The sequence below is a fragment of the Rhizobium sp. YTUHZ044 genome (genome assembly GCF_051123975.1).
Lineage (GTDB): Bacteria > Pseudomonadota > Alphaproteobacteria > Rhizobiales > Rhizobiaceae > Rhizobium.
The window spans coordinates 495,744-517,681 of sequence record NZ_CP101428.1 but is presented as its reverse complement, the minus strand read 5'-3'; the positions used below and the strand labels follow the sequence as shown (position 1 = coordinate 517,681).

At 63.8% G+C, this 21,938-nt stretch carries 22 protein-coding genes; 19 read left to right on the top strand and 3 right to left on the bottom strand.

From position 1 onward, the window contains the following. Positions 1-202: 202 nt before the first annotated feature. The 5 genes from cobF (at position 203) to NL154_RS27795 (ending at position 4,531) form a co-directional block, all read left to right on the top strand. Positions 203-967 carry a precorrin-6A synthase (deacetylating) gene (gene cobF / locus NL154_RS27815; protein ID WP_434734457.1) on the top strand — a complete coding sequence of 255 codons (765 nt, stop codon included), beginning with the start codon at positions 203-205 and terminating at the stop codon, positions 965-967. Between the two features lie 63 nt (positions 968-1,030). Then, positions 1,031-2,410 (top strand): precorrin-3B synthase, encoded by a 1,380-nt coding sequence (gene cobG / locus NL154_RS27810; protein ID WP_434734456.1) that lies wholly within the window; start codon positions 1,031-1,033, stop codon positions 2,408-2,410. Positions 2,411-2,412: 2 nt separating this feature from the next. Next, on the top strand, positions 2,413-3,045 hold the full coding sequence (locus NL154_RS27805; protein WP_210632461.1) for a precorrin-8X methylmutase: 633 nt from the start codon (positions 2,413-2,415) through the stop codon (positions 3,043-3,045). Then, positions 3,042-3,770 carry a precorrin-2 C(20)-methyltransferase gene (locus NL154_RS27800; RefSeq protein WP_210632460.1) on the top strand — a complete coding sequence of 243 codons (729 nt, stop codon included), beginning with the start codon at positions 3,042-3,044 and terminating at the stop codon, positions 3,768-3,770. The genes NL154_RS27805 and NL154_RS27800 overlap by 4 nt, the downstream gene beginning before the upstream one ends. Further along, entirely contained in the window at positions 3,767-4,531 is a 765-nt protein-coding gene (locus NL154_RS27795; protein ID WP_434734455.1) for a precorrin-3B C(17)-methyltransferase, read from the top strand. Before NL154_RS27800 ends, NL154_RS27795 begins: the two co-directional genes overlap by 4 nt. Here the strand turns inward: NL154_RS27795 and NL154_RS27790 are convergent. Continuing rightward, a complete protein-coding gene (locus tag NL154_RS27790; RefSeq protein WP_221153262.1) occupies positions 4,495-5,265 on the bottom strand; it encodes a cobalt-precorrin-6A reductase in 771 nt (256 codons plus the stop codon). The genes NL154_RS27795 and NL154_RS27790 overlap by 37 nt on opposite strands. Between NL154_RS27790 and cbiE the strand changes: the two genes are divergently transcribed. Further along, a complete protein-coding gene (gene cbiE, locus NL154_RS27785; RefSeq protein WP_210632457.1) occupies positions 5,264-6,496 on the top strand; it encodes a precorrin-6y C5,15-methyltransferase (decarboxylating) subunit CbiE in 1,233 nt (410 codons plus the stop codon). The two genes, NL154_RS27790 and cbiE, sit on opposite strands and share 2 nt — an antisense overlap. Positions 6,497-6,500: 4 nt before the next feature. Further along, positions 6,501-7,259 (top strand): precorrin-4 C(11)-methyltransferase, encoded by a 759-nt coding sequence (cobM, locus tag NL154_RS27780; RefSeq protein ID WP_210632456.1) that lies wholly within the window; start codon positions 6,501-6,503, stop codon positions 7,257-7,259. A 58-nt stretch (positions 7,260-7,317) separates the two neighbouring features. Here the strand turns inward: cobM and NL154_RS27775 are convergent, their stop codons facing one another. Both NL154_RS27775 and NL154_RS27770 read right to left on the bottom strand, forming a co-directional pair. Next, positions 7,318-8,130, bottom strand: coding sequence for a TIM barrel protein (locus NL154_RS27775; protein WP_434734454.1), 813 nt, complete (start codon positions 8,128-8,130; stop codon positions 7,318-7,320). Positions 8,131-8,292: 162 nt separating this feature from the next. Then, the gene (locus NL154_RS27770; protein WP_221153397.1) at positions 8,293-9,321 is read right to left on the bottom strand and encodes a LacI family DNA-binding transcriptional regulator; all 1,029 of its coding nucleotides are present in this window, start codon (positions 9,319-9,321) and stop codon (positions 8,293-8,295) included. A gap of 123 nt (positions 9,322-9,444) precedes the next feature. On the opposite strand from NL154_RS27770, the gene NL154_RS27765 reads away from it, so the two are divergent. The 12 genes from NL154_RS27765 to NL154_RS27710 all read left to right on the top strand — a co-directional run bounded on the left by NL154_RS27765 (position 9,445) and on the right by NL154_RS27710 (position 21,901). After that, the gene (locus NL154_RS27765) at positions 9,445-10,533 is read left to right on the top strand and encodes a fatty acid desaturase family protein (RefSeq protein WP_210632454.1); all 1,089 of its coding nucleotides are present in this window, start codon (positions 9,445-9,447) and stop codon (positions 10,531-10,533) included. Positions 10,534-10,554: 21 nt separating this feature from the next. Further along, positions 10,555-10,869, top strand: a complete 315-nt coding sequence (locus NL154_RS27760; RefSeq protein WP_434734453.1) for a MocE family 2Fe-2S type ferredoxin — start codon at positions 10,555-10,557, stop codon at positions 10,867-10,869. 11 nt (positions 10,870-10,880) lie between these two features. After that, entirely contained in the window at positions 10,881-12,107 is a 1,227-nt protein-coding gene (locus NL154_RS27755; protein ID WP_434734452.1) for an NAD(P)/FAD-dependent oxidoreductase, read from the top strand. Positions 12,108-12,130: 23 nt separating this feature from the next. Continuing rightward, complete coding sequence (locus NL154_RS27750) at positions 12,131-12,946, top strand: 3-methyl-2-oxobutanoate hydroxymethyltransferase (RefSeq protein WP_221163647.1); 816 nt, start codon at positions 12,131-12,133, stop codon at positions 12,944-12,946. A gap of 119 nt (positions 12,947-13,065) precedes the next feature. Further along, a complete protein-coding gene (locus tag NL154_RS27745) occupies positions 13,066-13,962 on the top strand; it encodes an NUDIX hydrolase (RefSeq protein WP_221153256.1) in 897 nt (298 codons plus the stop codon). A gap of 69 nt (positions 13,963-14,031) precedes the next feature. Continuing rightward, entirely contained in the window at positions 14,032-15,003 is a 972-nt protein-coding gene (gene nadA, locus NL154_RS27740; protein ID WP_434734451.1) for a quinolinate synthase NadA, read from the top strand. After that, positions 15,000-16,544, top strand: coding sequence for an L-aspartate oxidase (locus NL154_RS27735; protein ID WP_210632448.1), 1,545 nt, complete (start codon positions 15,000-15,002; stop codon positions 16,542-16,544). Before nadA ends, NL154_RS27735 begins: the two co-directional genes overlap by 4 nt. Position 16,545: 1 nt before the next feature. Then, entirely contained in the window at positions 16,546-17,427 is an 882-nt protein-coding gene (nadC, locus tag NL154_RS27730) for a carboxylating nicotinate-nucleotide diphosphorylase (RefSeq protein ID WP_210632447.1), read from the top strand. A 255-nt stretch (positions 17,428-17,682) separates the two neighbouring features. Further along, complete coding sequence (locus NL154_RS27725; protein ID WP_434734450.1) at positions 17,683-19,638, top strand: BTAD domain-containing putative transcriptional regulator; 1,956 nt, start codon at positions 17,683-17,685, stop codon at positions 19,636-19,638. Between the two features lie 103 nt (positions 19,639-19,741). After that, positions 19,742-19,885, top strand: a complete 144-nt coding sequence (locus tag NL154_RS27720) for a hypothetical protein (protein WP_176536271.1) — start codon at positions 19,742-19,744, stop codon at positions 19,883-19,885. Positions 19,886-19,898: 13 nt separating this feature from the next. After that, complete coding sequence (locus NL154_RS27715) at positions 19,899-21,161, top strand: YcaO-like family protein (RefSeq protein WP_434734449.1); 1,263 nt, start codon at positions 19,899-19,901, stop codon at positions 21,159-21,161. Continuing rightward, positions 21,158-21,901, top strand: coding sequence for a TfuA-like protein (locus NL154_RS27710; RefSeq protein ID WP_434734448.1), 744 nt, complete (start codon positions 21,158-21,160; stop codon positions 21,899-21,901). Before NL154_RS27715 ends, NL154_RS27710 begins: the two co-directional genes overlap by 4 nt. Positions 21,902-21,938 lie beyond the last annotated feature (37 nt).

Below are 21,938 nucleotides of genomic sequence, written 5' to 3'. Positions count from 1 at the left end.
AACACCCAATCCTTTTCGATGCGCTTTTCTGTCAACATAGCGTCAAAAAGCGTATCGAAAGTGACACGATTCGGGATTTACGGCAACAATAGGGGTCTAGCCGTCGTGGCGGGCCGAGTTGGCCGCGGCCAACTCCCTGCCCTGCCCTTGCGACCGGCCCAGTTTTTCGGCAAGACCGCTTGGACTCACGGGGAACATCCGCTTGAAACATATCACTATCATCGGAATCGGCACGGGCAATCCGGAGCACGTCACCATACAGGCGGTCAAGGCGATGAACGCCGCCGAGGTGATCTTCCTGCCGCTCAAGGGCACCGGCAAGGAAGAGCTCGCCGAAATCCGGCGGGAGATCTGCGAGCGCTATGTCACCCGGCCGGATATCCGGATCGCGGAATTCGAGGTGCCGCAAAGGCAGACCGCAGACAGGACCTACAAACAAAGTGTCGATGCCTGGCACGGCGAGATCGCCAATATCTATGGAGAGTTGATCTCTGGCCTGCCGGACAGCGCCAAAGGCGCCTTTCTCGTCTGGGGTGATCCCAGCCTTTACGACAGCACCATCCGCATCATTGAACGCGTGCGCCAAACAAACAGCATTGATTTCGACTTCAGCGTCGTTCCCGGCATCACCAGCATCCAAGCCTTAGCGGCCAGCCACAAAATTCCGCTCAACCTCATCGGCCAGCCGGTCGAGATTACCACCGGGCGGCGGCTGGCGCGGGATGGACTTCGGGGCGGCAGCACGGTCGTCATGCTCGATGGCGAACAGACTTTCGCGAAGATCGACGATGCCGACGCCGAGATCTTCTGGGGCGCCTATCTCGGGACAGGGGACGAGATTATCCGATCGGGACGGCTCGCAGACATCGCGGCCGATATTCAGGCGCTGCGGACAGAGGCAAGACAGCGGCACGGCTGGATCATGGACATATATCTGCTGCGCAAGGGACGCGAGTTCGAGGAATAGCCGTCGCCGTCAGGTTTTGCCGCACCGGCCGCGATCATGTAAGAGATGATCAGAGGATTGAGAATGGGCACGAAGGCCGCCAAGACAATCGACAGGACAGGCGAGGCGGATCTCGATGATCGACCGCCGGCGAAGCCACGCCCACGCGGCGCCTGCCCGGCCCTTGCCGCACCCATGCCGACCGGCGATGGTTTGCTCGTACGGCTGCGTCCTGCCGGCGGCGCCTTGACGCTATCGCAATTCTCAGCCCTTGCCCGCTCGGCCGCGGAGCATGGAAACGGCATCGTGGAAATCACCGCGCGCGGCAACCTGCAGATCCGCGGATTGCGGGCTGAGACCGTGAAGCGTCTCGCCGCCGATATCGATGCCGCCGGGATCGCCGTGCCGGACGGTCCGGCAATCGAAGTATCGCCGCTGCACGGCATCGATCCCGAGGAAACGGGCGATCCGGCAGCGCTGGAAAGGACATTGCGCAGCAAGCTCGTAGGACTACTCGCCTCGCCGCGGCTCGCGCCGAAACTCTCGCTCATCATCGACGGCGGCGGAGCGTTCGGTTTATCGGCGCTCTCGGCCGATATCCGTATCGTCGCACAGCCCGCCGCACAATGGCTCGTGGCGATCAACGGCGACGGCGAGACGGCAACACCCGTCGCAATGGGGCCCGCGGAGGCGGCGATATCAGCCGTTGGCGAGATTCTCGATCTTCTGGCGGTCGGGCAGAGCAAGCGGGCAAGGGATATCGATCCGGCCCTTCTGCGGGCGCGCTTTCCCGCTATGGACGCCATCCGATTTCATCCGTCCCACCAAGAACAGACGCCGCTTTCCGGCTTGCACCTGCTGAAGAACGGAAAACACGTGCTTGGCGTGCGGTCGGAATTCGGCCAGATGAGCGCGTCCGATCTGACCGCCCTGCTCGACGACGCCAAAGCTGACGGCGCAACAGCCATCAGACTTGCGCCCGGCCGCGGCTTCTTTTTCATCGGCTTTCCGGCAGATGCGGCGCCGGCTCTGCTGATCACCGCGAGCAACCATGGCTTTACCGTGCAACCCGGCGAGAAAAGCGAATATGTCGCTGCCTGCGCCGGCGCCGGCGCCTGCGGCTCCGCTTTTTACGAGACGAGAGCCCTGGCGCGCCGCCTTATGGCCGCAGCACCCGTTCTCTTCGACGGATCTCTGACGATCCATCTCTCCGGCTGTTCGAAAGGCTGCGCCCGCGCCGGGCCGGCGCTGACACTGACCGGATCGGCGGATGGTTTCGGCCTCATCCTCAACGGCCTTGCTTCAGATCTGCCGGATGAACGGATCGCTGGCGGTCGGATCGATTTCGCTATAGAGAGGCTCGCCCGGTCCATCGAAGACAACAGGGGCGCTGGCGAATCGGCCGCCGCCTGCCTTACACGGCTTGGCGCAACCAGCGTTTCGAAGGCGCCGCGACAGGAATAGGAATGCCAGACTACGATTATATCCGCAGTGGCGACGCGATCTACGAGCGTTCGTTTGCGATCATCCGCGCCGAGGCCGATCTTTCGCGTTTCACCGAAGACGAGGCTGAAATCGCCGTTCGCATGATCCATGCCTGCGGGCTCGTGGAAGCGGCGAAGCATTTCGTCTTTTCCACAGATTTCGTCAGCACCGCGCGCGACGCACTCAGGACCGGCGCACCGATCTTCTGCGATGCGGAAATGGTATCGCACGGCGTCACGCGAGCACGGCTGCCGGCGCTGAACGAGGTGGTCTGCACACTGCGCGATCCCGCAACGCCGGAGCTCGCACGCGAGATCGGCAATACACGCTCGGCCGCCGCCATGCATCTCTGGCTCGAAAGGCTCGGCGGGAGCATTGTCGCCATTGGCAATGCCCCGACGGCGCTTTTCCATCTTCTCGAACTCCTACGCGACGGCGCGCCGAAACCGGCTGCGATCCTCGGCATGCCGGTCGGCTTTGTCGGCGCGGCGGAATCGAAGGATGCGCTGGCGGAAAATTCCTATGGCGTCCCCTTCGCCATCGTGCGCGGCCGGCTCGGCGGCAGCGCCATGACGGCTGCCGCCATTAATGCGCTGGCGAGGCCGGGCCTATGACGACACCCCGTCTCATCGGCGTCGGCACGGGTCCCGGCGACCCGGAGCTTCTGACCCTCAAGGCCGTGCGCGCCATCGAACGCGCTGATGTCATCGCTTACTTTGCCAAGCAGGGCAGGGGCGGTAACGGCAAGGCGATCGTCGAGCCGCTGCTGAAACCTTGGGTCACTCTGCTGCCACTCTACTATCCCGTCACCACTGAGATCGACAAAGGTGACGAACGCTACCAAAGCCTGATCACCGAGTTTTACGACCGGTCTGCAAGAGACATCGCCGGGCACCTCGAGGCCGGGCGGACCGTCGCTGTTCTCAGCGAAGGCGACCCGCTCTTCTACGGCTCCTACATGCACTTGCATGTCCGGCTCTCCAAGCACTACCCCACCGAAGTGATCCCCGGCATCAGCGCCATGTCGGGCTGCTGGTCGCTGGCCGGCATGGCGATCGTCCAGGGGGACGACGTGCTGTCCGTACTGCCCGGTACAATGGCCGAGGCAGAGCTGACGCGCCGGCTCGCCGATACGCAAGCCGCCGTCATCATGAAGGTCGGTCGCAATCTGCCGAAAATACGCCGGGCGCTTTCGGCAGCCGGCCGGCTAGCGGACGCCCTCTATGTCGAGCGCGGCACCATGTCGAATGCGGCGATGGAAAAGCTTGCCGACAGGAACGACGGCGATGCGCCCTACTTCTCGCTCGTGCTGGTGCCGGGCTGGGAGGGCAGCCGATGAGTGGCAGGCTTTTCGTCATCGGCACCGGTCCCGGCAATCCCGAGCAGATGACGCCGGAAGCGCTGGCGGTCGTCGAGGCGGCGACGGATTTCTTCGGCTACGGACCTTATCTCGACCGGCTGCAGCTCCGCTCCGATCAGCTGCGGCATGCGTCGGACAATCGCGAGGAGCTCGACAGGGCAGGGGCGGCGCTTTCCATGGCAGCGGATGGCGCCAACGTCTGCATTGTCTCCGGCGGCGATCCCGGTGTCTTCGCCATGGCCGCTGCCGTCTGCGAGGCGATCGAGAATGGGCCGGCGGCGTGGCGCGCCGTCGATCTCACCGTTCTGCCCGGTGTCACGGCGATGCTGGCGGTGGCCGCAAGAGCCGGGGCGCCGCTGGGTCACGACTTCTGCGCAATATCGTTATCAGATAACCTAAAGCCTTGGAATGTCATAGAAAATAGGCTTGCATTGGCGGCAAAGGCAGGCTTCGTCATCGCGCTCTATAATCCGATCAGCCGGTCGCGGCCGTGGCAACTCGGTGAGGCTTTCAAGCTGCTGCGCCACCATCTGCCGGCAACAACCCCCGTGATTTTCGGGCGCGCGGCCGGGCGGGCAAACGAGCGCATTGCGGTGCAGCCGCTATCGCAAGCGGATGCATCGATCGCCGATATGGCGACCTGCATCATCATCGGCTCCGCCGAAACGCGGATCGTCACGCGCCCCGGCAAGCCGGACCTGGTCTACACGCCACGTTTCATGGCGGGGGGGAAGAGGTGATCGATCGCCGCAAGCGCCGCCTCGACGGTTTCGACCGATGCGACCATCGGCGACGGCGCGCGCGCCACCATCATCACCTCGATGCCGAGCAGCCGCGCCGACTCGATCTTTGCATAGGTGGCAGTGCCGCCGCTGTTCTTGGCAATGATGACATCGATATGATGCTGCCTCAGCAAAGTGCACTCGCTTTCCAGCGTGAACGGGCCGCGATCGAGGATATATTCGGCATTCGCAAGCCTAAGCGGCCGTTCGACGGGGTCGACGCTGCGGATGAGATAGTGATGTTGCGGCGCCGCTTCTGCGTGGTGAGCACCCTGCCGCCCCGTCGCCAGGAAGACATGGCGGGGGGATTGGCCGAGCGCCTCGATGGCCGCCGGGATGCTCTGTACTTCCCGCCAGCGATCGCCCGCCAAGCGCTGCCATTCGGGGCGGCGCAGAGCGATTGCAGCGACAGCCGCGGTCTCGGCCGCGACCGCGGCATTTTTGGAAATTCGCTCGGCGAAAGGGTGCGTGGCGTCGATCAGCAGCCCGTAGCTGCCGGCTTTCAGAAAATCAGCCAGTGCCATGGCGCCGCCGAAACCACCGATACGGACCTGAACAGGCTGAACGGCCGGTTTCTCGGTACGTCCGGCGAGCGACAGCAGAACATCGCAATCATCACGCGCCGCGAGCGCTTCGGCGAGCAGGCGCGCCTCGCCGGTGCCACCGAGGATCAGGATGCGAAGTCTTCCCATGTCTGATGTCTTTTCCACTTGCAACAAGCGCTGGCTGACTATTATCGGCATCGGCGAAGATGGTCCAGCCGCCCTGGGCGAGGAGGCCAAGAGGCTGATCGCCACTGCACCCGCCGTGTTTGGCGGAACGCGGCACCATGCGCTTGCCGCATCCCTGATATCCGGCGAAATGCTTGCCTGGCAGAGCCCCTTCGAGCGCTCGGTCGACGCCGTCCTTGAAAGGCGCGGCACGCCTGTCGTCGTGCTCGCCTCCGGCGATCCGTTTCTCTATGGCGTCGGCGCAACCCTCTGCCGCCGTGTCGCGGCCGAAGAGATGCGTGTCATTCCCGCGCCTTCGGCCTTCAGCCTTGCCGCCTCCCGGCTCGGCTGGCCGCAGCAGGACGTGACGACAATCTCGTTGCACGGACGGCCGCTCGACCTGGTCCGACCGCATTTGCACCCCGGGCGGCGCATCATTGCTCTGACCTCTGATGAGAAAGGACCCCGCGAGCTCGCTGCCCTGCTTGTCACCATCGGCTTCGGGCAGTCGAGACTTACCGTGCTCGAAGCCTTGGGCGGTGCGCGGGAACGACAGAGATGCGTCGTGGCGGCGGATTTCGATCTCGCTGACATCGATCCCCTGAACGTCTGCGCGCTCGAGATTGCGGCAGGGGAGCGGGCTCGCATCCTGCCTTTTGCCGCAGGTCTCGAGGATGATCTGTTCGAGCACGACGGCCAGATCACCAAACGGGAGATCCGGGCGATGACGCTTTCGGCGCTTGCGCCACGTCATGGCGAACTGCTCTGGGATGTCGGCGCCGGCTCGGGATCGATCGGCATCGAATGGATGCTGGCCGATCCCAGCCTGAAGACGATCGCCGTCGAGCAATCGCCGGAGCGGGCGGCGCGGATTGCCCGCAACGCATCCGCCTTCGGCGTGCCGCATCTCGCCGTCGTCGAGGGTTCAGCGCCCGATGCGCTGCGAGGCCTGCCAGAACCGGATGCGATCTTCCTCGGCGGCGGCGGCAGCGAAGCCGATGTCATCGACATTGCCGCCGCCGCGCTGAAGCGGGGAGGGCGGCTTGTCGCCAATGCCGTGACGCTTGACATGGAAGCGTTATTGATCTCCCAACATGGCAAACGCGGCGGCTCCCTCACGCGGATCGAAATATCGCGCGCTGCGCCGCTCGGCAGCATGAGCGGCTGGCGGCCGGCGATGCCGGTAACGCAATGGCGCTGGACGAAAGGATAACGGGATGACGGTGCATTTCATTGGCGCGGGGCCGGGCGCCGCGGATCTGATCACGGTGCGTGGCCGCGATCTCATCGCCCGCTGCCCGGTCTGCCTCTATGCCGGCTCCATCGTCTCGCCGGAACTGCTGCAATATTGCCCGCCTGGCGCGCGCATCGTCGATACTGCCCCGATGTCGCTCGATGAGATCGAGGCGGAATATCTCCGTGCCGCTGCCGCCAGCCAGGACGTCGCCCGGCTGCACTCGGGCGACCTCTCCGTCTGGAGTGCCGTGGCCGAGCAGGCGCGCCGGCTGCAGAAGCACGGCATCGCCTATACGATGACCCCCGGCATTCCGGCCTTTGCGGCCGCGGCCGCAGCACTGGGGCGCGAACTAACGATCCCTGGCGTCGCCCAAAGCCTGGTGCTGACCCGCGTTTCCGGTCGCGCTTCACCGATGCCGAACGAAGAGAGGCTCGCAAAATTCGGCGCGACGGGTGCTACGCTGGCGATCCATCTGGCGATCCATGCTCTGAAGCAGGTGGTCGACGAGTTGACGCCACTTTACGGCGCAGACTGCCCGATCGTCATCGTCGTCAAAGCCTCCTGGGCGGACGAGCGCATCCTCTCCGGCACTCTCGCTGATATCGAGGCAAGAGTTGCGGCCGAACCGATCGAACGCACCGCGATCATCTTCGTCGGACCGTCGCTCGCGGCGGAGGATTTTCGCGAGAGCTCGCTCTATGATCCGGCCTATCAGCGCCGGTTCAGGGGCCGGGAATAGTGTCTCACGATCGGCCGCTCGCCGGCGGCCGATCGTGAAGAGAAGCGTGCATCGGGTCTCAGACTCGCGCCGTCAGGTAATCCATGCTGGCGCGCAGCGCAGCGGCCGGATCCTTGACCGCATGAACTCCCGCAGCAAAAGGTTCGAAGGAGAACGGGCCCCTATAGCCCGCCTGCAGCAGCGCCTTGATCTGCCCGGCATTGTCGAGCCGGTCGTCGCCGTCCACGAGCACGCGATGGGAGTCACGCATATCGGCAACGGACACGGAGGGATCGCTCACGCCGGAAATATGCACGAGGCCGGCCAGTTCCGGGAAGGTCGCTGCTTCGCCGGCAAGGTGATGGTGGAAGGTGTCGTGAACGAGCTTGAAGGTCGATTGCGCGCCGAGCTCCTTGATCGCCTCGGCCGCCTCGGTCTTCGAACGCAGCGAGCAGATCTCGAAGCCGAGCGGCTCGACGAGGCCGATGATGCCGGCCTTATCGAGCATCGGCTTCAGCGCGGACAGAGCCTCGCGCAGATTGGCCTGGCGTTCGCCGTCGGCGCAGCCGGTGCCGTCATTCTTCGGAACGAGGACAAGCGCCTTGGCGCCCGATGCGCTGGCATAATCGATCAATTCCCTAGCTTCCCGGGCGCGTGCTTCATTCCATTCGTTGAAGCGCTGCAGCGCGTTGATCGAAATGATCGTCAGCCCGTGGCGGGCGGCTGCTTCTCTGATCGCTTCAGGCTTGGTGCCGTCGAGAATGGCATTGCCGGAAAGGTCGTTGCGGATCTCAACGGAATCAATGCCGAGCGACTTTGCCAGCGCGAAGAAATCGTCGACGGCAAGCGATGGCGCGGCCATATGGTTGAGGGCAAAGCGGATCGAAGTCATGACGGTTATATCCTCCTCGTCTCCGCGACATGAGCGGAGCGGTACTCGTGAATGGGCGAGCGAATCTCTATCCGAATTTACGGGGCAATCCATCCGTCATTACCGGCGCCAGCCTTCATTGCTGAAAGAATTTCAGGCGCGATGATAGAACTCCATCATTGCTCAGATATTCTCGGAAATATAGATATCGAAAGGCAGGAAGGATTGGCCGGGAACGGTGGCCTCACCGTGCTCTATCGCGCCGAGCATCAGCGATAAAAGCTCCTTGCAGAGAGCGGGCAGGGGAGTGGCGACCACCATGGTGACGATATCGTCGGCGAGACCCGCCTTGCTCTCTGGCGTCAACTCGTTGACGACAAGCACGATCCGGCCGCCGACATCCTCTTCACGGAACGCCGAAATCGCCCCCTCCATGCCGCCGCCGCAGACATAAAGCCCAACGAGGTCGGGATGTTTCTGCAGCAGCGTCAGCGTTGCCTCATGGGTGATTTCGGCGGTCTCCAGGTTGATCAATGTTTCGACGACATCGAATTCAGGCGCATTCTCGCGAAAATAGGAGCGGAAACCGATCTCCCGCAGTTCATGGCCGTGGAAGCGGTGGCTGCCGACGAAACAGGCGACCTTGCCGGGCCTGTGCGCCGTACGCGCAATCATCCACGCGGCAGTGCGTCCCACCTTGCGGTTGTTGACGCCGACATAGGCGTCACGCACGCCGGTGGCGAGGTCCGAGAGCAGCGAGAAGACGGGGATGCCGCGCTCCTTCAATTCCTCGACCGCCGTTGTAACCGCGGGGTAGTCGGGGCCGACAACGGCAACCGCCTGGTTGCGGGCGCCGAGCGACTTGATCTTCTCATTGATGGCGGCAGGAGTCGTCGCAGACGGGTATTCGATCTGGATCTGGAGACGGGCGGTGGTGACGGCGCGTGCCGCTGCTTCGATTTCCCGGGCGAAGCTCTGATAGAAGGCCTGCGTCGGCTTCTGCAGCAGGAAGGCGAGCTTGTATTGCGGCAAATCTTCGAAGACGCGCTGCCGGATGAGGCCGACGGCATGATAGCCGATCTCCTGCGCTGCATCATAGACCCGCCGCGCCGTTTCCTCCCGCACACGATGACGAGCGTTGAGAACGCGGTCGACAGTGGCGACACTGACGCCGGAGGCGCGGGCGAGATCGGAAATGGTGGGGCGGCGCATGGTGATGTATTCGCTCATGGATGCGAGCCATTCATGATGGCTTTTGATAGATTACATCAAGCCTGCATTGAGCGTCGCCCAAAGTCAACCTATTCTTCCGACAACGGCATAGGGAGGCGGATAATGGCGACCCAGACAAAGAAACGTGACTACGACCTGCTCGGGGAAAGCGGCCGCATCGCGGTGGAGACGGGACTGGCGGCTGCCGAATGGTATCACACCGAGATTTCGCGCAAGGAGATGAAGGCGCTGATGCAGCGCTCCGATGCGCCAGCGATCCGTGACACGGTCATCTGGCTCGGCAGCATGATGGTCTTTGCCGGTCTCGGCATCTATTTCTGGGGCTCCTGGATCGCGCTGCCCTTCTTTCTCGCCTATGGCGTGCTCTACGGCTCGGCCTCCGACAGCCGCTGGCACGAATGCGGCCATGGCACCGCCTTCAAGACGCGCTGGATGAACGATGTCGTCTACCAGATCGCCTGCTTCATGATCATGCGCAATCCGGTCACCTGGCGCTGGAGCCATACGCGCCACCACACCGATACGGTCATCGTCGGCCGCGATCCGGAGATCGCCGTCATGCGGCCGCCGGACCTCTTCCGGCTGGTCCTCAATTTCTTCGGCATCCTCGACGTCTGGCATGCCGTCGTCGACATGCTGCGCAACGCCTTCGGCGTCATCAGCGCGACGGAAAAAACCTTTATTCCGGAGATGGAGCAGCCGAAGGCGATCCGCTTCGCCCGTATCTGGCTGGCGATCTATCTCGCGACAATCGCCGTCGCGGTCGCCACCGGCTCGATCCTGCCGCTGATGCTGATCGGCCTGCCTCGCCTCTACGGCGCCTGGCACCACGTGCTGACGGGGCTTTTGCAACATGGCGGCCTTGCCGATAACGTCATCGATCACCGGCTGAACAGCCGTACGGTCTATATGAACCCGATCAGCCGTTTCATTTATTGGAACATGAATTACCACGTCGAACATCACATGTTCCCGATGGTGCCCTATCACGCGCTGCCCCGGCTGCACGCAATGATCAAGCATGATCTGCCGGCACCGAACCCGTCGATCTGGTCGGGCTACCGCGAGATGATCCCGGCTTTCCTGCGCCAGCTGCGCAACGAGGATTATTTCCTGAAGCGGGAACTGCCGGACACCGCGCGGCCCTACCGCGAAGAATTCCACAAAGAACTCGCCCCGGCGGCGCAATAATCACAATCGAGGGAGGTAGAGATGAGCGGAAACTGGATCGAAGTCTGCGGCAAGGACGAGATCGATGAAGAGGATGTCATCCGCTTCGATCATGGCGGGCGCACCTTCGCGGTCTACCGCAGTCCCGACGACGAATTCTTCGCCACCGACGGGCTCTGCACGCATGAACAGATCCATCTCGCCGACGGGCTTGTCATGGATGAAATCATCGAATGCCCGAAACATAACGGCCGCTTCAACTACAAGACAGGCGAAGCCAAGGGTGCGCCGGTCTGCGTCAATCTCAGGACCTATCCGGTCAAGGTCGAAGGCGGCTCCGTCTTCATCTCGGTCTGACGGAGGTCGATGTGGCACATTTCGTTATTCTCGGTGCGGGCGAATGTGGTGCCCGCGCCGCTTTCGCTCTGCGGGAAAAAGGTTTTGCCGGCGAGATAACGCTTGTCGGCGCCGAACCCCTTCACCCTTATGAACGGCCGCCGCTTTCCAAGGCTGCCTCCGCCGATGCCGGCGATCCGAAATTCATCGCCGCTGCGGAAAAATACGCCGAAAGCGACATCCGGCTGCTGACCGGTCTTGAAGCCAGGGATTTCGATCCTGCCTCGCGGAGGGTCATGCTTTCGGATGGCACCGCGCTTTCCTACGACAAGCTTCTGCTGGCGACGGGCGCGGCCGCGCGATCATTCCCCGGCGCTCCGGAAGGCAATCCGCATATCCGTTCGCTTCGGACCCATCACGATGCGGCCGCTCTGCGCAAGGCGATGAAGCCGGGACGCCATATCGCCATTATCGGCGGCGGCTTCATCGGGCTGGAACTTGCCGCGACGGCGCGCCTGCTTGGCGCCGACGTCACCGTTATCGAGGGGCTGGAGCGGGTGCTGAAACGCGGCGTGCCGGAGGAGATCGCCCATCTGCTCACCGAACGCCACCGCGCCGAAGGTGTCGATATCCGCTGCGGCGTCTCGATCGAGACATTGACCGAGGAAGGCGGGAAGGCCGTGATCAAACTGTCGACGGGCGAGATGGTAGAGGCCGACCTCGCCCTCGTCGGCATCGGCGCGCGGCCGAATTTCGACATCGCCGAAAGGGCGGGGCTTACAATCGAAAACGGTATTGCCGTCGACACCTATCTCCGGACCTCGGCGCCGGATGTCTTTGCCGCCGGCGATTGCTGCTCCTTCCCATTGCCGATCTATGGCGGCCGGCGTGTAAGGCTCGAATCGTGGCGCAATGCCCAGGAGCAGGGCACGTTGGCCGCAGCCAACATGCTCGGCCTCGACGAAGCCGTTTCATCGGTGCCGTGGTTCTGGTCGGATCAATACGACGTGACGCTGCAGATTGCAGGCCTCGCCGGAGGGGCGGTCCTGCATCTGCGCCGCGACCTCGGCCCAGGCGCCTTCATTCTCTTCCACCTCGACGCCCATGGCCGGTTGATTGCGGCGAGCGGCATCGGACCGGGCAATGCCGTGGCGCGTGATATCAGGCTTGCGGAAATGCTGATCGCGGCTGGTGCCCATCCGGACCCTGTCGCGCTGACATCAAGCAACATCAAGCTGAAATCCCTTCTGGCCGCCTGAATCCCATATTTTCAAAGGAATTGATGATGAAAAAACATAAGCGTGCAACCGTTGCCGACCTGCTTGCGGAAAAGGGCAGGCGCCAGCTGACCATGCTGCGCGTCACCTCGCTCGAGGAGGCCGAAGCCGCCGAAAAGGCCGGGATCGACATGGTCTCTGTACCACCGTCGCTGCTCGGCCCGGTCTTCCGCGAGATCGCCCCCACGCCCTTTGCCATTCCGGGTCTCGAATATGGCGACCATGTCTCGGCTGAAGACTATCTGCGCGCCGCCTTCGCCGCGCTGAAGGCCGGCGGCGACGCCGTCTATTGCGCCGCCAGCCTGCAGACGATTCGGCGCCTGCGTGACGAGGGCATCCCGGTCTGCGGCCATCTCGGGCTGATCCCCTCGAAAGCCACCTGGACGGGCGGCTTCCGCGCCGTCGGCAAGACGGCGGCGAGTGCGGCCGAGATCTGGCGACAGACCAAGGCGCTGGAAGAGGCCGGCGCCTTTGCCGCCGAAATCGAAGTCGTGCCGGGGGATGTCGCCGCCGCCATCAGCGACAACACCTCGATGCTGATGATCTCGATGGGCGCGGGCAGCGGCTGCGACGCCCAATATCTCTTCGCCGACGACGTGCTCGGAGCCAATCGCGACCATTACCCGCGCCATGCCAAGGTCTACCGCAACTTCGCCGCCGAACATGACAGGCTGCAGCGCGAACGCATCGCCGCCTTCACCGAATTCGCAGAGGACGTCAGGACCGGCGCCTATCCGGAAAAGCGTCATTGCGTCGGTATCGACGACGCCGAACTGAAGATTTTCCTCGACCGGCTGACTAACGAGACGGGCAAGCGCTGACGCTTGCCCCGGGGCTCCCCCTCTGCCAGGAGGAGAGGGGGAAAGTTCCATTGGCTTCCGTCGCCGCCTGTGGCAGGAATGATACGTTCGATTCATTCGGAACGGAGTATTCGGCCCCTGTGACGATCGGCTTTGCGCATGCGGAACTGATTGCGGTGCTCGTCGCGGTGACGGGGGATGAGCCACGCGTCATGACCATCCGATCCGGCAACGCGCTGCCGTCGGGTCCGTTCGAAATGGGCCATCGAACCCTGCAATCGGGCCTGCGCGAATGGGTGCAGGAGCAGACCGAACACCCGGTCGGTTACCTCGAACAGCTCTATACTTTCGCCGACCGCGACCGGAACAACGAGATTCTTGGCGGACGGACGATCTCGATCAGCTATCTCGGCCTCGTCAACGAGCAGGCGGGCTCCGGCCGGCCGGGGTGGCACGGCTGGTACGACTATTTTCCCTGGGAAGACCACCGGCAGGGCCGGCCGGCCGTGCTGGACGAGATCGTCGCGCGGCTCAGACGCTGGGCGGATGCCGATCCGGCGCGGCGGCACCATCGCCACCGCCGCGCCGACTTCACCTTCGGCCTCGACGGCGGCGGCTGGAATGAGGATCTCGCCCTGCAACGCTATGAACTGCTTTATGAAGCCGGCCTCGTGGCCGAAGCCGGATGCCGGGTGGAGGCCAATCTCGGCCGGGCGATGTTTGCCGATCACCGCCGCATTCTGGCGACCGGCATTGCCCGGCTGCGCGCCAAAATCAAATACCGCCCCGTCGTCTTCGAACTGATGCCGGAGAGTTTTACGCTTCTGCGGCTGCAACGCACGATCGAGGCCCTGGCGGGGCTGACACTGCACAAACAGAATTTCCGCCGCCTCATCGAACAGCAGGACCTGGTCGAGGAGACCGGCGGAACGGAAAGCGAAACCGGCGGCCGGCCGGCCAAGCTCTTCCGCTTCCGCCATACAGTGCTCGAAGAACGGGCGCTTGCAGGAACGAAATTACCGCTCTCCCGCAATTGACATATGCTCACAGCGAGAATATGTCTTTGCCTATGATATGCTCAAGTAGAGCATAATTAGGAGCCGGCCATGAACCACCCAGTTTCCGCATCCTCGCTCTATAACCGCGTCAGCCGCGTCATTCCCAAAGCCGAATGGATGTCGTTCGAGGATGACGTCAACGCCATTCTCGAGCTCAAGCGCCGCCGCAACGCCGTCATTCTCGCCCACAATTATCAGACGCCTGAGATTTTTCACGGCGTGGCCGATATTGTCGGCGACAGCCTGGCGCTCGCCCGCAAGGCGGTTGAGGTCGAGGCCGATGTCATCGTGCTGGCCGGCGTGCATTTCATGGCCGAGACTGCCAAGCTTCTCAATCCCGAAAAAACCGTGCTGATCCCCGATCTCGGCGCCGGCTGCTCGCTGGCGGAATCGATCACGCCGGAGGATATTGCGCTGCTGCGCCAGGCCCATCCCGGCGTCCCCGTCATCACCTATGTCAATACCTCGGCCGCGGTGAAGGCCGCCTCCGACATCTGCTGCACCTCGGGCAACGCCAAACAGGTGGTGGAGTCGCTCGGCGTGCCGAAGGTGCTGATGATCCCCGATGAATATCTCGCCCGCAACGTCGCCCGCGAGACCGATGTCGAGATCATCGCCTGGCATGGGCATTGCGAAGTGCATGAACTGTTCACCGCTGACGATGTCCGCCAGCTGCGTGAAAACCATCCCGGCGTGACGGTGCTTGCCCATCCGGAATGCCCGCCCGACGTGGTGGCGGAGGCCGATTTTGCCGGCTCCACCGCTGTCATGTCCGATTATGTCGGCAGGCAGAAGCCGGCACGGGTGGTGCTGCTCACCGAGTGCTCGATGAGCGACAATGTCGCCGTCCACCACCCTGACGTCGAATTCATCCGCCCCTGCAATCTGTGTCCGCATATGAAGCGGATCACGCTCGCCAATATCCGCGCCGCACTCGAGGAAAACCGCCACGAGGTGACGGTCGATCCGGCAATCGCTGTGGCCGCGCGCCGCGCCGTCGAGAGGATGCTTTCGATATGACCGAGATCCTTGAGCAGTTGACTGGCCGCACCGTCATCGTCGGCAGCGGCCTTGCCGGGCTGATGACGGCGCTGACGCTGGCGCCGGAACCTTCGGTCATCGTCACCCGCGCCGGCCTCGGCGCCGAGACTTCCAGCGCGTGGGCGCAGGGTGGCATTGCCGCCAGTATCGGCGCCGACGACAGCGCCGCACTGCATCTTGCCGATACGCTTGCCGCCGGCGACGGGCTCTGCGACCGAAGGGTCGCCGCCGGCATCATTGCGGAGGCGCCGGCGGCCATTGCAGCACTGGAACAAGCCGGGGTCCGCTTCGACCGCAATGACTCCGGGGAACTCTCGCTCGGATTGGAGGCTGCCCATAGCCGCCGCCGCATCGTCCATGCCGAAGGCGACGGCTCAGGTGCGGCGATCATCGCAGCGCTGGTGCGGGCCGTGGCGCGGACGCCGGCCATCACCGTGCTCGAAGGCCTCGAGGCGCGACGGATTTTGATGGACGGCGAGCGCGTCGCCGGGCTGCTCTGCGCGACCGCAAGCGGCGCGGCCGCCGTCCTTTCGACGACAAGGCTGGTGCTCGCCACCGGCGGGATCGGCGGACTTTATGATGCGACGACCAATCCGATGGGCAATTTTGGTCAGGGGATTGCGCTCGCGGCAAGGGCGGGTGCCGAGCTTGCCGATATGGAATTCGTGCAGTTTCATCCGACGGCGCTCGATTCACGCCGCAGGCCCCTGGCGCTTGTCAGCGAGGCGGTGCGCGGCGAGGGGGCCTTGCTTGTCAACGAACGCGGCGAACGGTTCATGGCCGGCATAGCGGGCGCCGAACTTGCGCCGCGCGACGTGGTGGCGCGCGCCATCAGTGCCGAGATCGCCCGCGGCGGCCGCGTCTTCCTCGATGCTCGCAAGGCGCTCGGCAGTCGCTTTGCCGCGCGCTTCCCCGTCATCGCTGCCCTTGGCGGCGAGGCCGGCATCGATCCGGCCAAAGACCTCGTCCCGGTGCGTCCGGCCGTGCACTACCAAATGGGTGGCGTCGCGACGGATGCGAATGGCCGCAGCTCGGTCGCCGGCCTCTGGGTCGCCGGCGAGGCCGCCTCGACCGGTCTGCACGGCGCGAACCGGCTTGCCAGCAATTCGCTGCTCGAGGCGGCTGTCATGGGCATGCGGGCGGCGCGCGACATATCGGCCATGCCGGCGGGCGGCGCCGGTGCCATCTTCGCAGAACAGCTTCCGGAGCCGGCCGACGCATCCTCCATCCGCACGATCGTCTCGCGCCATCTCGGCGTGCTGCGCAATGCGGATGCCCTCCAAGGCGCAATCGCCGCATTGCTGCCACTTGCCGAGGGCGACGGCCCCGGCTCCGATCCGGCCATTGTTGCATTGCTGATCGCCGTCTTTGCCAGCCTACGGGTGGAATCGCGCGGCGCCCACGCCCGCACCGATTTTCCCCTGCAGCTCGCCGATGCGCAACGCCGCCGGATGCGCCTTTCCCAAGCGCTGGAGATTGCCCGCGCCACACCACCCTATTCGCTGGCCAGGAGCGCCTGACATGAGCCTCGTTCCGCTTCCGCGTCTGATTATCGAACCCTTGGTGCGAGCAGCCCTGCTCGAAGATCTCGGCCTTGCCGGCGACATCACCTCGGCGTCGGTCATTCCCTCAGATCACCGCTCCACGGTGGTGATGGCCGCTCGCCAACCGGGCGTGATCGCCGGCCTCGATGCGGCCGACCTCGCTTTCACGCTCGTCGATCCTCAGATCGTCATGCGCCGCCATCTCAACGACGGTGATGCAGTCAAATCAGGTGACGTCATCGCCACGATCGAAGGCCCGTCGCGCGGGCTCTTGACCGGTGAGCGCACCGCGCTGAATTTCCTCGGCCATCTCTCGGGCGTCGCCACCGTCACGGCCGGGATTGCCGCAGCCATCAGCGGCACCAAGGCCTCGGTCGCCTGCACGCGCAAGACGACGCCCGGGCTGCGGGCTCTGGAGAAATATGCAGTGCGGGCCGGCGGCGGCATGAACCACCGTTTCGCGCTTTATGACGCAGTGCTGATCAAGGACAACCACGTGGCCATATCAGGCGGTGTTGCCCAGGCGATCCGCCGGGCGCGGGCCGGCGTCGGTCATCTGGTCAAGATCGAGGTCGAAGTGGACAGGCTCGATCAGTTGCAGGAAGCGATGGCCGTCGGTGTCGATGCCGTTCTGCTCGACAATATGACGCCGGACCAGCTGCGCGAGGCCGTCGCAATCGTTGCCGGGCGGGCAATCACCGAGGCATCCGGCCGGGTGACGCCGGCAACGGCCGCCGCAATCGCCGCTTCCGGCGTCGACCTTATTTCGGTCGGTTGGCTAACGCACAGCGCACCAGTGCTGGATATCGGCCTCGATTTCGTCGAGGCCGCCGGCGCGACACAAACCAGCACCAAATAGATCGCGCAGATGCTGTGATCGATCAGGCTCGCTTGCTGTTGGTTGCGGCTGTAGAGGCCGCAGCGGCTGGAATAATCGATCCAAATCACGTCGGGGGCAAAGTGTTGGCAAGCATTTCCGGCCGCTCATGTGAGAAAATGCAAATATTCGGTGTAAAAACTTCTTTTTGCGCTATGCGCGGGCTTATTATCGCTCTAACATGTTCCTGAGTGGCCGGCGCGCATGCGCGTCTGGTCTTCAGGGGTGAGAAGCGGGATGCAACGGACATCCGGACAGATGTCGACGAACAGGCTCTGCCTGCTCGGAAGGCCGCGATTGCTGGCAGCGGGGAGGGAACTCCCCTTGCCGGAGAAGTCTTATTTTCTCTTCGCCATGCTCGCCGCCGAAGCCAATCTCGAACTCGACCGCGAAACCGTCAGGCGGCAGCTCTGGCAATCGGAAGCCCCGGAAAAACGCGCGGGCAGTCTGCGCCAGCTGCTGGCGCGTATCGAGCAAAGCATTCCCGCCGACCTGCCGCCGCTGCTGAAAGCGACCCGAACCCATATCGGCCTTGCCGACGGCTGGGAAGTCGACGTCCATATAATGAAACAGAAAGGGCCCATCGCAGCCGAAGACGGCGACATTCTGAACGGCGAATTGCTTGAAGGCGCCAAGTCGCCGACGCAGGGCGCCGAAGACTGGCTGACATACGAGCGCCAGCGCGTCGACGAATTGCGCGCCGCCCATCTGACGCGGCTGGTGGAAACCGCTGACGACAGATCGGATGAAGAGCAGGTGGCCTTTGCCCGTCGCCTGCTGGAGCTCGATCCCGCCAGCGAGACGGCCTATCGCGCCCTGATGCGCACTTATGTCAGGATGAACGATCCGGCCGCGGCCCGCCAATCCTATCTGAAGTGCAAGAGCCAGCTGAAGGACGAATTCGACACCGAGCCGGAGGAAAGCACCACCGCGCTCGCCCGCGAACTCGGCCTGATCCCGGCAGCTCAACCCGCGGCGGCCGAACGTCCGTCGGCAGCGCCCGGCGGATTCGCCGATCTGCTCGGCCAGCCGCGGATCATCATCCTGCCGCCGGAAAGCATTTTCACCGATCCGCTGATGGAGCGCGTCGGCAGGGCCCTTCTTGAAGATGTCACCATCGGCCTCAGCCAGCAGCGCGGCTTCAAGGTGATCGCAGCCCATACGAGCCTTGAAATCCTCAGCCGTTCGGTCGATCCGGCTCGCGCTGTGCCACGTGCGCTCGACCTCAGCTTCGACTATGCGGTCTACGTCACCATCCAGGGCCGCGACGAGGATGTCTATGCGACCTGCCGTCTGACGCGGACGGCGACCTCAGAGGTGATCTGGGCTCTGGAACTGCCGCTGGTCATGCAGAAGATCAGTGAATCCTTCGCGCATCTGACACGGCGCATCGTCTCCTCGCTCGCCGACAGCGTCGAACGCTGCGAGCTGGCGATGCCGATCGGCGAGGCGCCGCCATCGGCTTACCGTCTTTATCTCGAAGGCAAGCGCCTGATCGCCCAAACAGACCTGCAGCATCTGCGCCAGGCGCGCAAGTGGTTCAGATCCTCGCTCAATCGCTACGAGAATTTCTCGGCCGCCCATGCCGGCGTGTCGCGCGCGCTCGGCATGGAATGGCTGATCCGGGGCATGCAGGACACCGAACTGCTCGACGAGGCGAATGGCGCCGCCCGACTGGCGCAGCAATCCGACCCGAACAGCGGCCGGGCCTACCGCGAACTCGGTTTCGTGGCGCTGTATCGCCGCCGTTTCGACGAAAGCCTGGACTATTTCCAGCAGGCTCAGGATCTCAATCCCAACGACGCCGACATCCTTGCCGATTATGCCGACGCGCTCTGCCACTACGGCGACTTTGACAAGGCGCTGGATCTGAACAACGCGGCTTTCAAGCTCAATCCGCTGCCGCCGGACTATTACTACTGGAATCGTGGCGGCATCCACTTCGATCGCGGCGAATATAACCAGGCGATCGAGGCGCTTGAGCCGGTGCAGTCGAAACAGGCGACCGCGCGACTGCTGGCGGCTGCCCATGCCATGGCGGGCGATATGAAAAAAGCCGGCAAATACGCCAACGTCGTTCTGGAAAATTTCCCGGATTTCCGCAGCGAGGACATCCGCCATTTCGTTCCCGACCGCGATCCCCGCTACACGGAAACGCTGATTCATGGCCTCCAACTGGCCGGACTTCCCTGATTGCATGGCCTTTTAACGAAGCCTGTAACGGTTAAATGACGCAGACAGTGTTCCTCTGCAATGGTTAACGGCAGCCGGCTGCCTATCCCATTGGAGATGGACAATGAAAACCACTGTTGAAACCCATGCAGCAATGCCCTCTCAGCCGCGCTTCTCGGCCGCAGCCAAGGCTGCGATGAAGCAGGACGAACTCAACGTCACGGCAAATGCTCTCGAAAACCTGACCCATGCGCTGAAGTTCCGCTAAGAGCGAGATCGGTATGTCCGCCTTCGCCGATCTTGAAATGCTAGCCGATGATCTCAAGCGATCATCGGCCGGCGTCAGCGACTATCACGACCGTGCAGTCACGCCGGCACAGACACTTGCAGCCATCAGGCCGCATCTGCGCGAATTCGGTATTACGCGCGTCGGTCTGCTGACCGCTCTCGACGTGCTGAACATCCCCGTCGCCTTCGCAACGAGGCCGAACAGCCACACGCTTTCGGTCTTCCAGGGCAAAGGCATCGATAATGATGCCGCCATGGCCTCGGCCGCCATGGAGGCGATCGAGACGCGGATCGCGGAAAATGCGCCTGCCGACCTGACGCAGGCGACGGTGGAGAGCATGCGGGCGGAACGCGCCGCCATGATCGATCTCGATAATGTCGCACGCTGTGCGCCCGATGAAATCGGCGGCGACCCCATCCCATGGTGCTCCGGCCTCGACATTCTGTCCGGCAGCAGCGTCTTCGTCCCCTGGTGGCTTGTCGGCCTCGACCATCGCGGCGAGCGGCCGCCGGGCTTCGAGCAGTCGAGCGATGGGCTTGCCTCCGGCAATACGCCGGCCGAAGCCGTCCTGCACGGACTTTGCGAGCTGGTGGAGCGTGATGCCTGGGCTTTGACCCAGTTGAAATCGCCGCAGCGCCTCAAGGAGAGCCGCATCGACCCCGCCTCCTTCGGCGATGCGGTCATCGACGTCATGACCGACCGGATCACGCGCGCTGGCATGCGGCTGCTGCTGCTCGACATGACCACGGATATCGGCGTTCCGGCTTTTCTGGCCGTCATCATGCCGGGCAATCTTTCCGACCGCGTCGACGCGCGCTGGTCGCATGTCTGCGGCGGCTGCGGCTGCCATCCCGATCCTGTGCGCGCCGCGCTGCGCGCCATTACCGAAGCGGCCCAGAGCCGGCTGACCGCGATCGCCGGCAGCCGCGACGATTTCTCGCCGCGCATCTATCAGCGGCTCGATCGGAGTGCGGCGATGCAGCAGCTGGTCGAACTCTGCGAGAGCGACGGCCGGATGCGCGCCTTCCAGAGCCGCCATCGCCGTGCCGCGACGATCCAGAAGACCATCCGCCACATAGCCGACCGGCTGGTGGCGAGCGGGATCGAGCAGATCGTCGCCGTGCCCTTTGCCCGTCCGGCTTTGCCGGTCTCGGTCGTCAGGGTGATCGTGCCGGGCCTGGAGGTCGATATATCAGGACAGTATGTCCAACTCGGCCTGCGCGCCGTCAACACCATGAGAGGAGCGCAGTCATGAAGGTTCTGTTCGTCGGTCCGAGCCTTGGTGGCGGCCTTGCCGCAGCGAGAAACATGTCTCCCTGCATCGATTTCCGCCCGCCCGCCGCCCGCGGCGACATCCTGAAGGCGGTGGAGGATGGCGCCACCGCGATCGGCCTCGTCGACGGCTATTTCGGCGATCTGCCTTCGGTCTGGCACAAGGAAATTCTCTACGCGCTCGAACGTGATGTCGCCGTAGCCGGCGGCGCCAGCATGGGCGCGTTGCGGGCCGCGGAATGCGCACCGTTCGGCATGGTCGGCCTCGGCTCGATCTTCGAGGATTACGCGTCCGGGCGGCTGCTCGACGACGAGGCCGTCGCGCTGGTACATGCGCCGCAGGCGCTTGGCTGGCTGCCGCTTTCCGTACCCTGGGTCGATTTCGAGCCGACGATCGATGCGCTTTATGCCTGCGGCGAGATTTCGACGGCTGAGCGCAAGAAACTGCTGCTCTCCGGCCGCTTCCTGCATTTCTCCGAACGCACCTATGCGCACGTGCTCGACGAGTGCCATTTCCGCAAGCCGCGCCGCGACCACCTCCTCGCCGCTCTGCGCAAGAACCGCGTCGAACGCAAACGCGACGACGCGCGGCTGGTGCTGGAGTGGCTGCACCGCGACGAATTCGCCCCCGTCAACCGTGACTGGCGCTTTGCCGCAACCTCGCATTGGGAGCTTTTGCACGCCGAAGTCACACGCAATGTGACTCCTGTAACGCTAGAATAACGGTCTCGGCGAAATGATGCAGTGGTGATGGAATCTG

Excerpts from the sequence above, each read along its gene's own strand:
- cobG (WP_434734456.1), top strand. The coding sequence starts at position 1,031 with ATGGGCACGAAGGCCGCCAAGACAATCGACAGGACAGGCGAGGCGGAT.
- NL154_RS27805 (WP_210632461.1), top strand. The coding sequence starts at position 2,413 with ATGCCAGACTACGATTATATCCGCAGTGGCGACGCGATCTACGAGCGT.
- NL154_RS27800 (WP_210632460.1), top strand. The coding sequence starts at position 3,042 with ATGACGACACCCCGTCTCATCGGCGTCGGCACGGGTCCCGGCGACCCG.
- NL154_RS27795 (WP_434734455.1), top strand. The coding sequence starts at position 3,767 with ATGAGTGGCAGGCTTTTCGTCATCGGCACCGGTCCCGGCAATCCCGAG.
- cbiE (WP_210632457.1), top strand. The coding sequence starts at position 5,264 with ATGTCTGATGTCTTTTCCACTTGCAACAAGCGCTGGCTGACTATTATC.
- NL154_RS27790 (WP_221153262.1), bottom strand. The coding sequence starts at position 5,265 with ATGGGAAGACTTCGCATCCTGATCCTCGGTGGCACCGGCGAGGCGCGC.
- cobM (WP_210632456.1), top strand. The coding sequence starts at position 6,501 with ATGACGGTGCATTTCATTGGCGCGGGGCCGGGCGCCGCGGATCTGATC.
- NL154_RS27775 (WP_434734454.1), bottom strand. The coding sequence starts at position 8,130 with ATGACTTCGATCCGCTTTGCCCTCAACCATATGGCCGCGCCATCGCTT.
- NL154_RS27770 (WP_221153397.1), bottom strand. The coding sequence starts at position 9,321 with ATGCGCCGCCCCACCATTTCCGATCTCGCCCGCGCCTCCGGCGTCAGT.
- NL154_RS27765 (WP_210632454.1), top strand. The coding sequence starts at position 9,445 with ATGGCGACCCAGACAAAGAAACGTGACTACGACCTGCTCGGGGAAAGC.
- NL154_RS27760 (WP_434734453.1), top strand. The coding sequence starts at position 10,555 with ATGAGCGGAAACTGGATCGAAGTCTGCGGCAAGGACGAGATCGATGAA.
- NL154_RS27750 (WP_221163647.1), top strand. The coding sequence starts at position 12,131 with ATGATGAAAAAACATAAGCGTGCAACCGTTGCCGACCTGCTTGCGGAA.
- nadA (WP_434734451.1), top strand. The coding sequence starts at position 14,032 with ATGAACCACCCAGTTTCCGCATCCTCGCTCTATAACCGCGTCAGCCGC.
- NL154_RS27735 (WP_210632448.1), top strand. The coding sequence starts at position 15,000 with ATGACCGAGATCCTTGAGCAGTTGACTGGCCGCACCGTCATCGTCGGC.
- nadC (WP_210632447.1), top strand. The coding sequence starts at position 16,546 with ATGAGCCTCGTTCCGCTTCCGCGTCTGATTATCGAACCCTTGGTGCGA.
- NL154_RS27725 (WP_434734450.1), top strand. The coding sequence starts at position 17,683 with ATGCAACGGACATCCGGACAGATGTCGACGAACAGGCTCTGCCTGCTC.
- NL154_RS27720 (WP_176536271.1), top strand. The coding sequence starts at position 19,742 with ATGAAAACCACTGTTGAAACCCATGCAGCAATGCCCTCTCAGCCGCGC.
- NL154_RS27715 (WP_434734449.1), top strand. The coding sequence starts at position 19,899 with ATGTCCGCCTTCGCCGATCTTGAAATGCTAGCCGATGATCTCAAGCGA.
- NL154_RS27710 (WP_434734448.1), top strand. The coding sequence starts at position 21,158 with ATGAAGGTTCTGTTCGTCGGTCCGAGCCTTGGTGGCGGCCTTGCCGCA.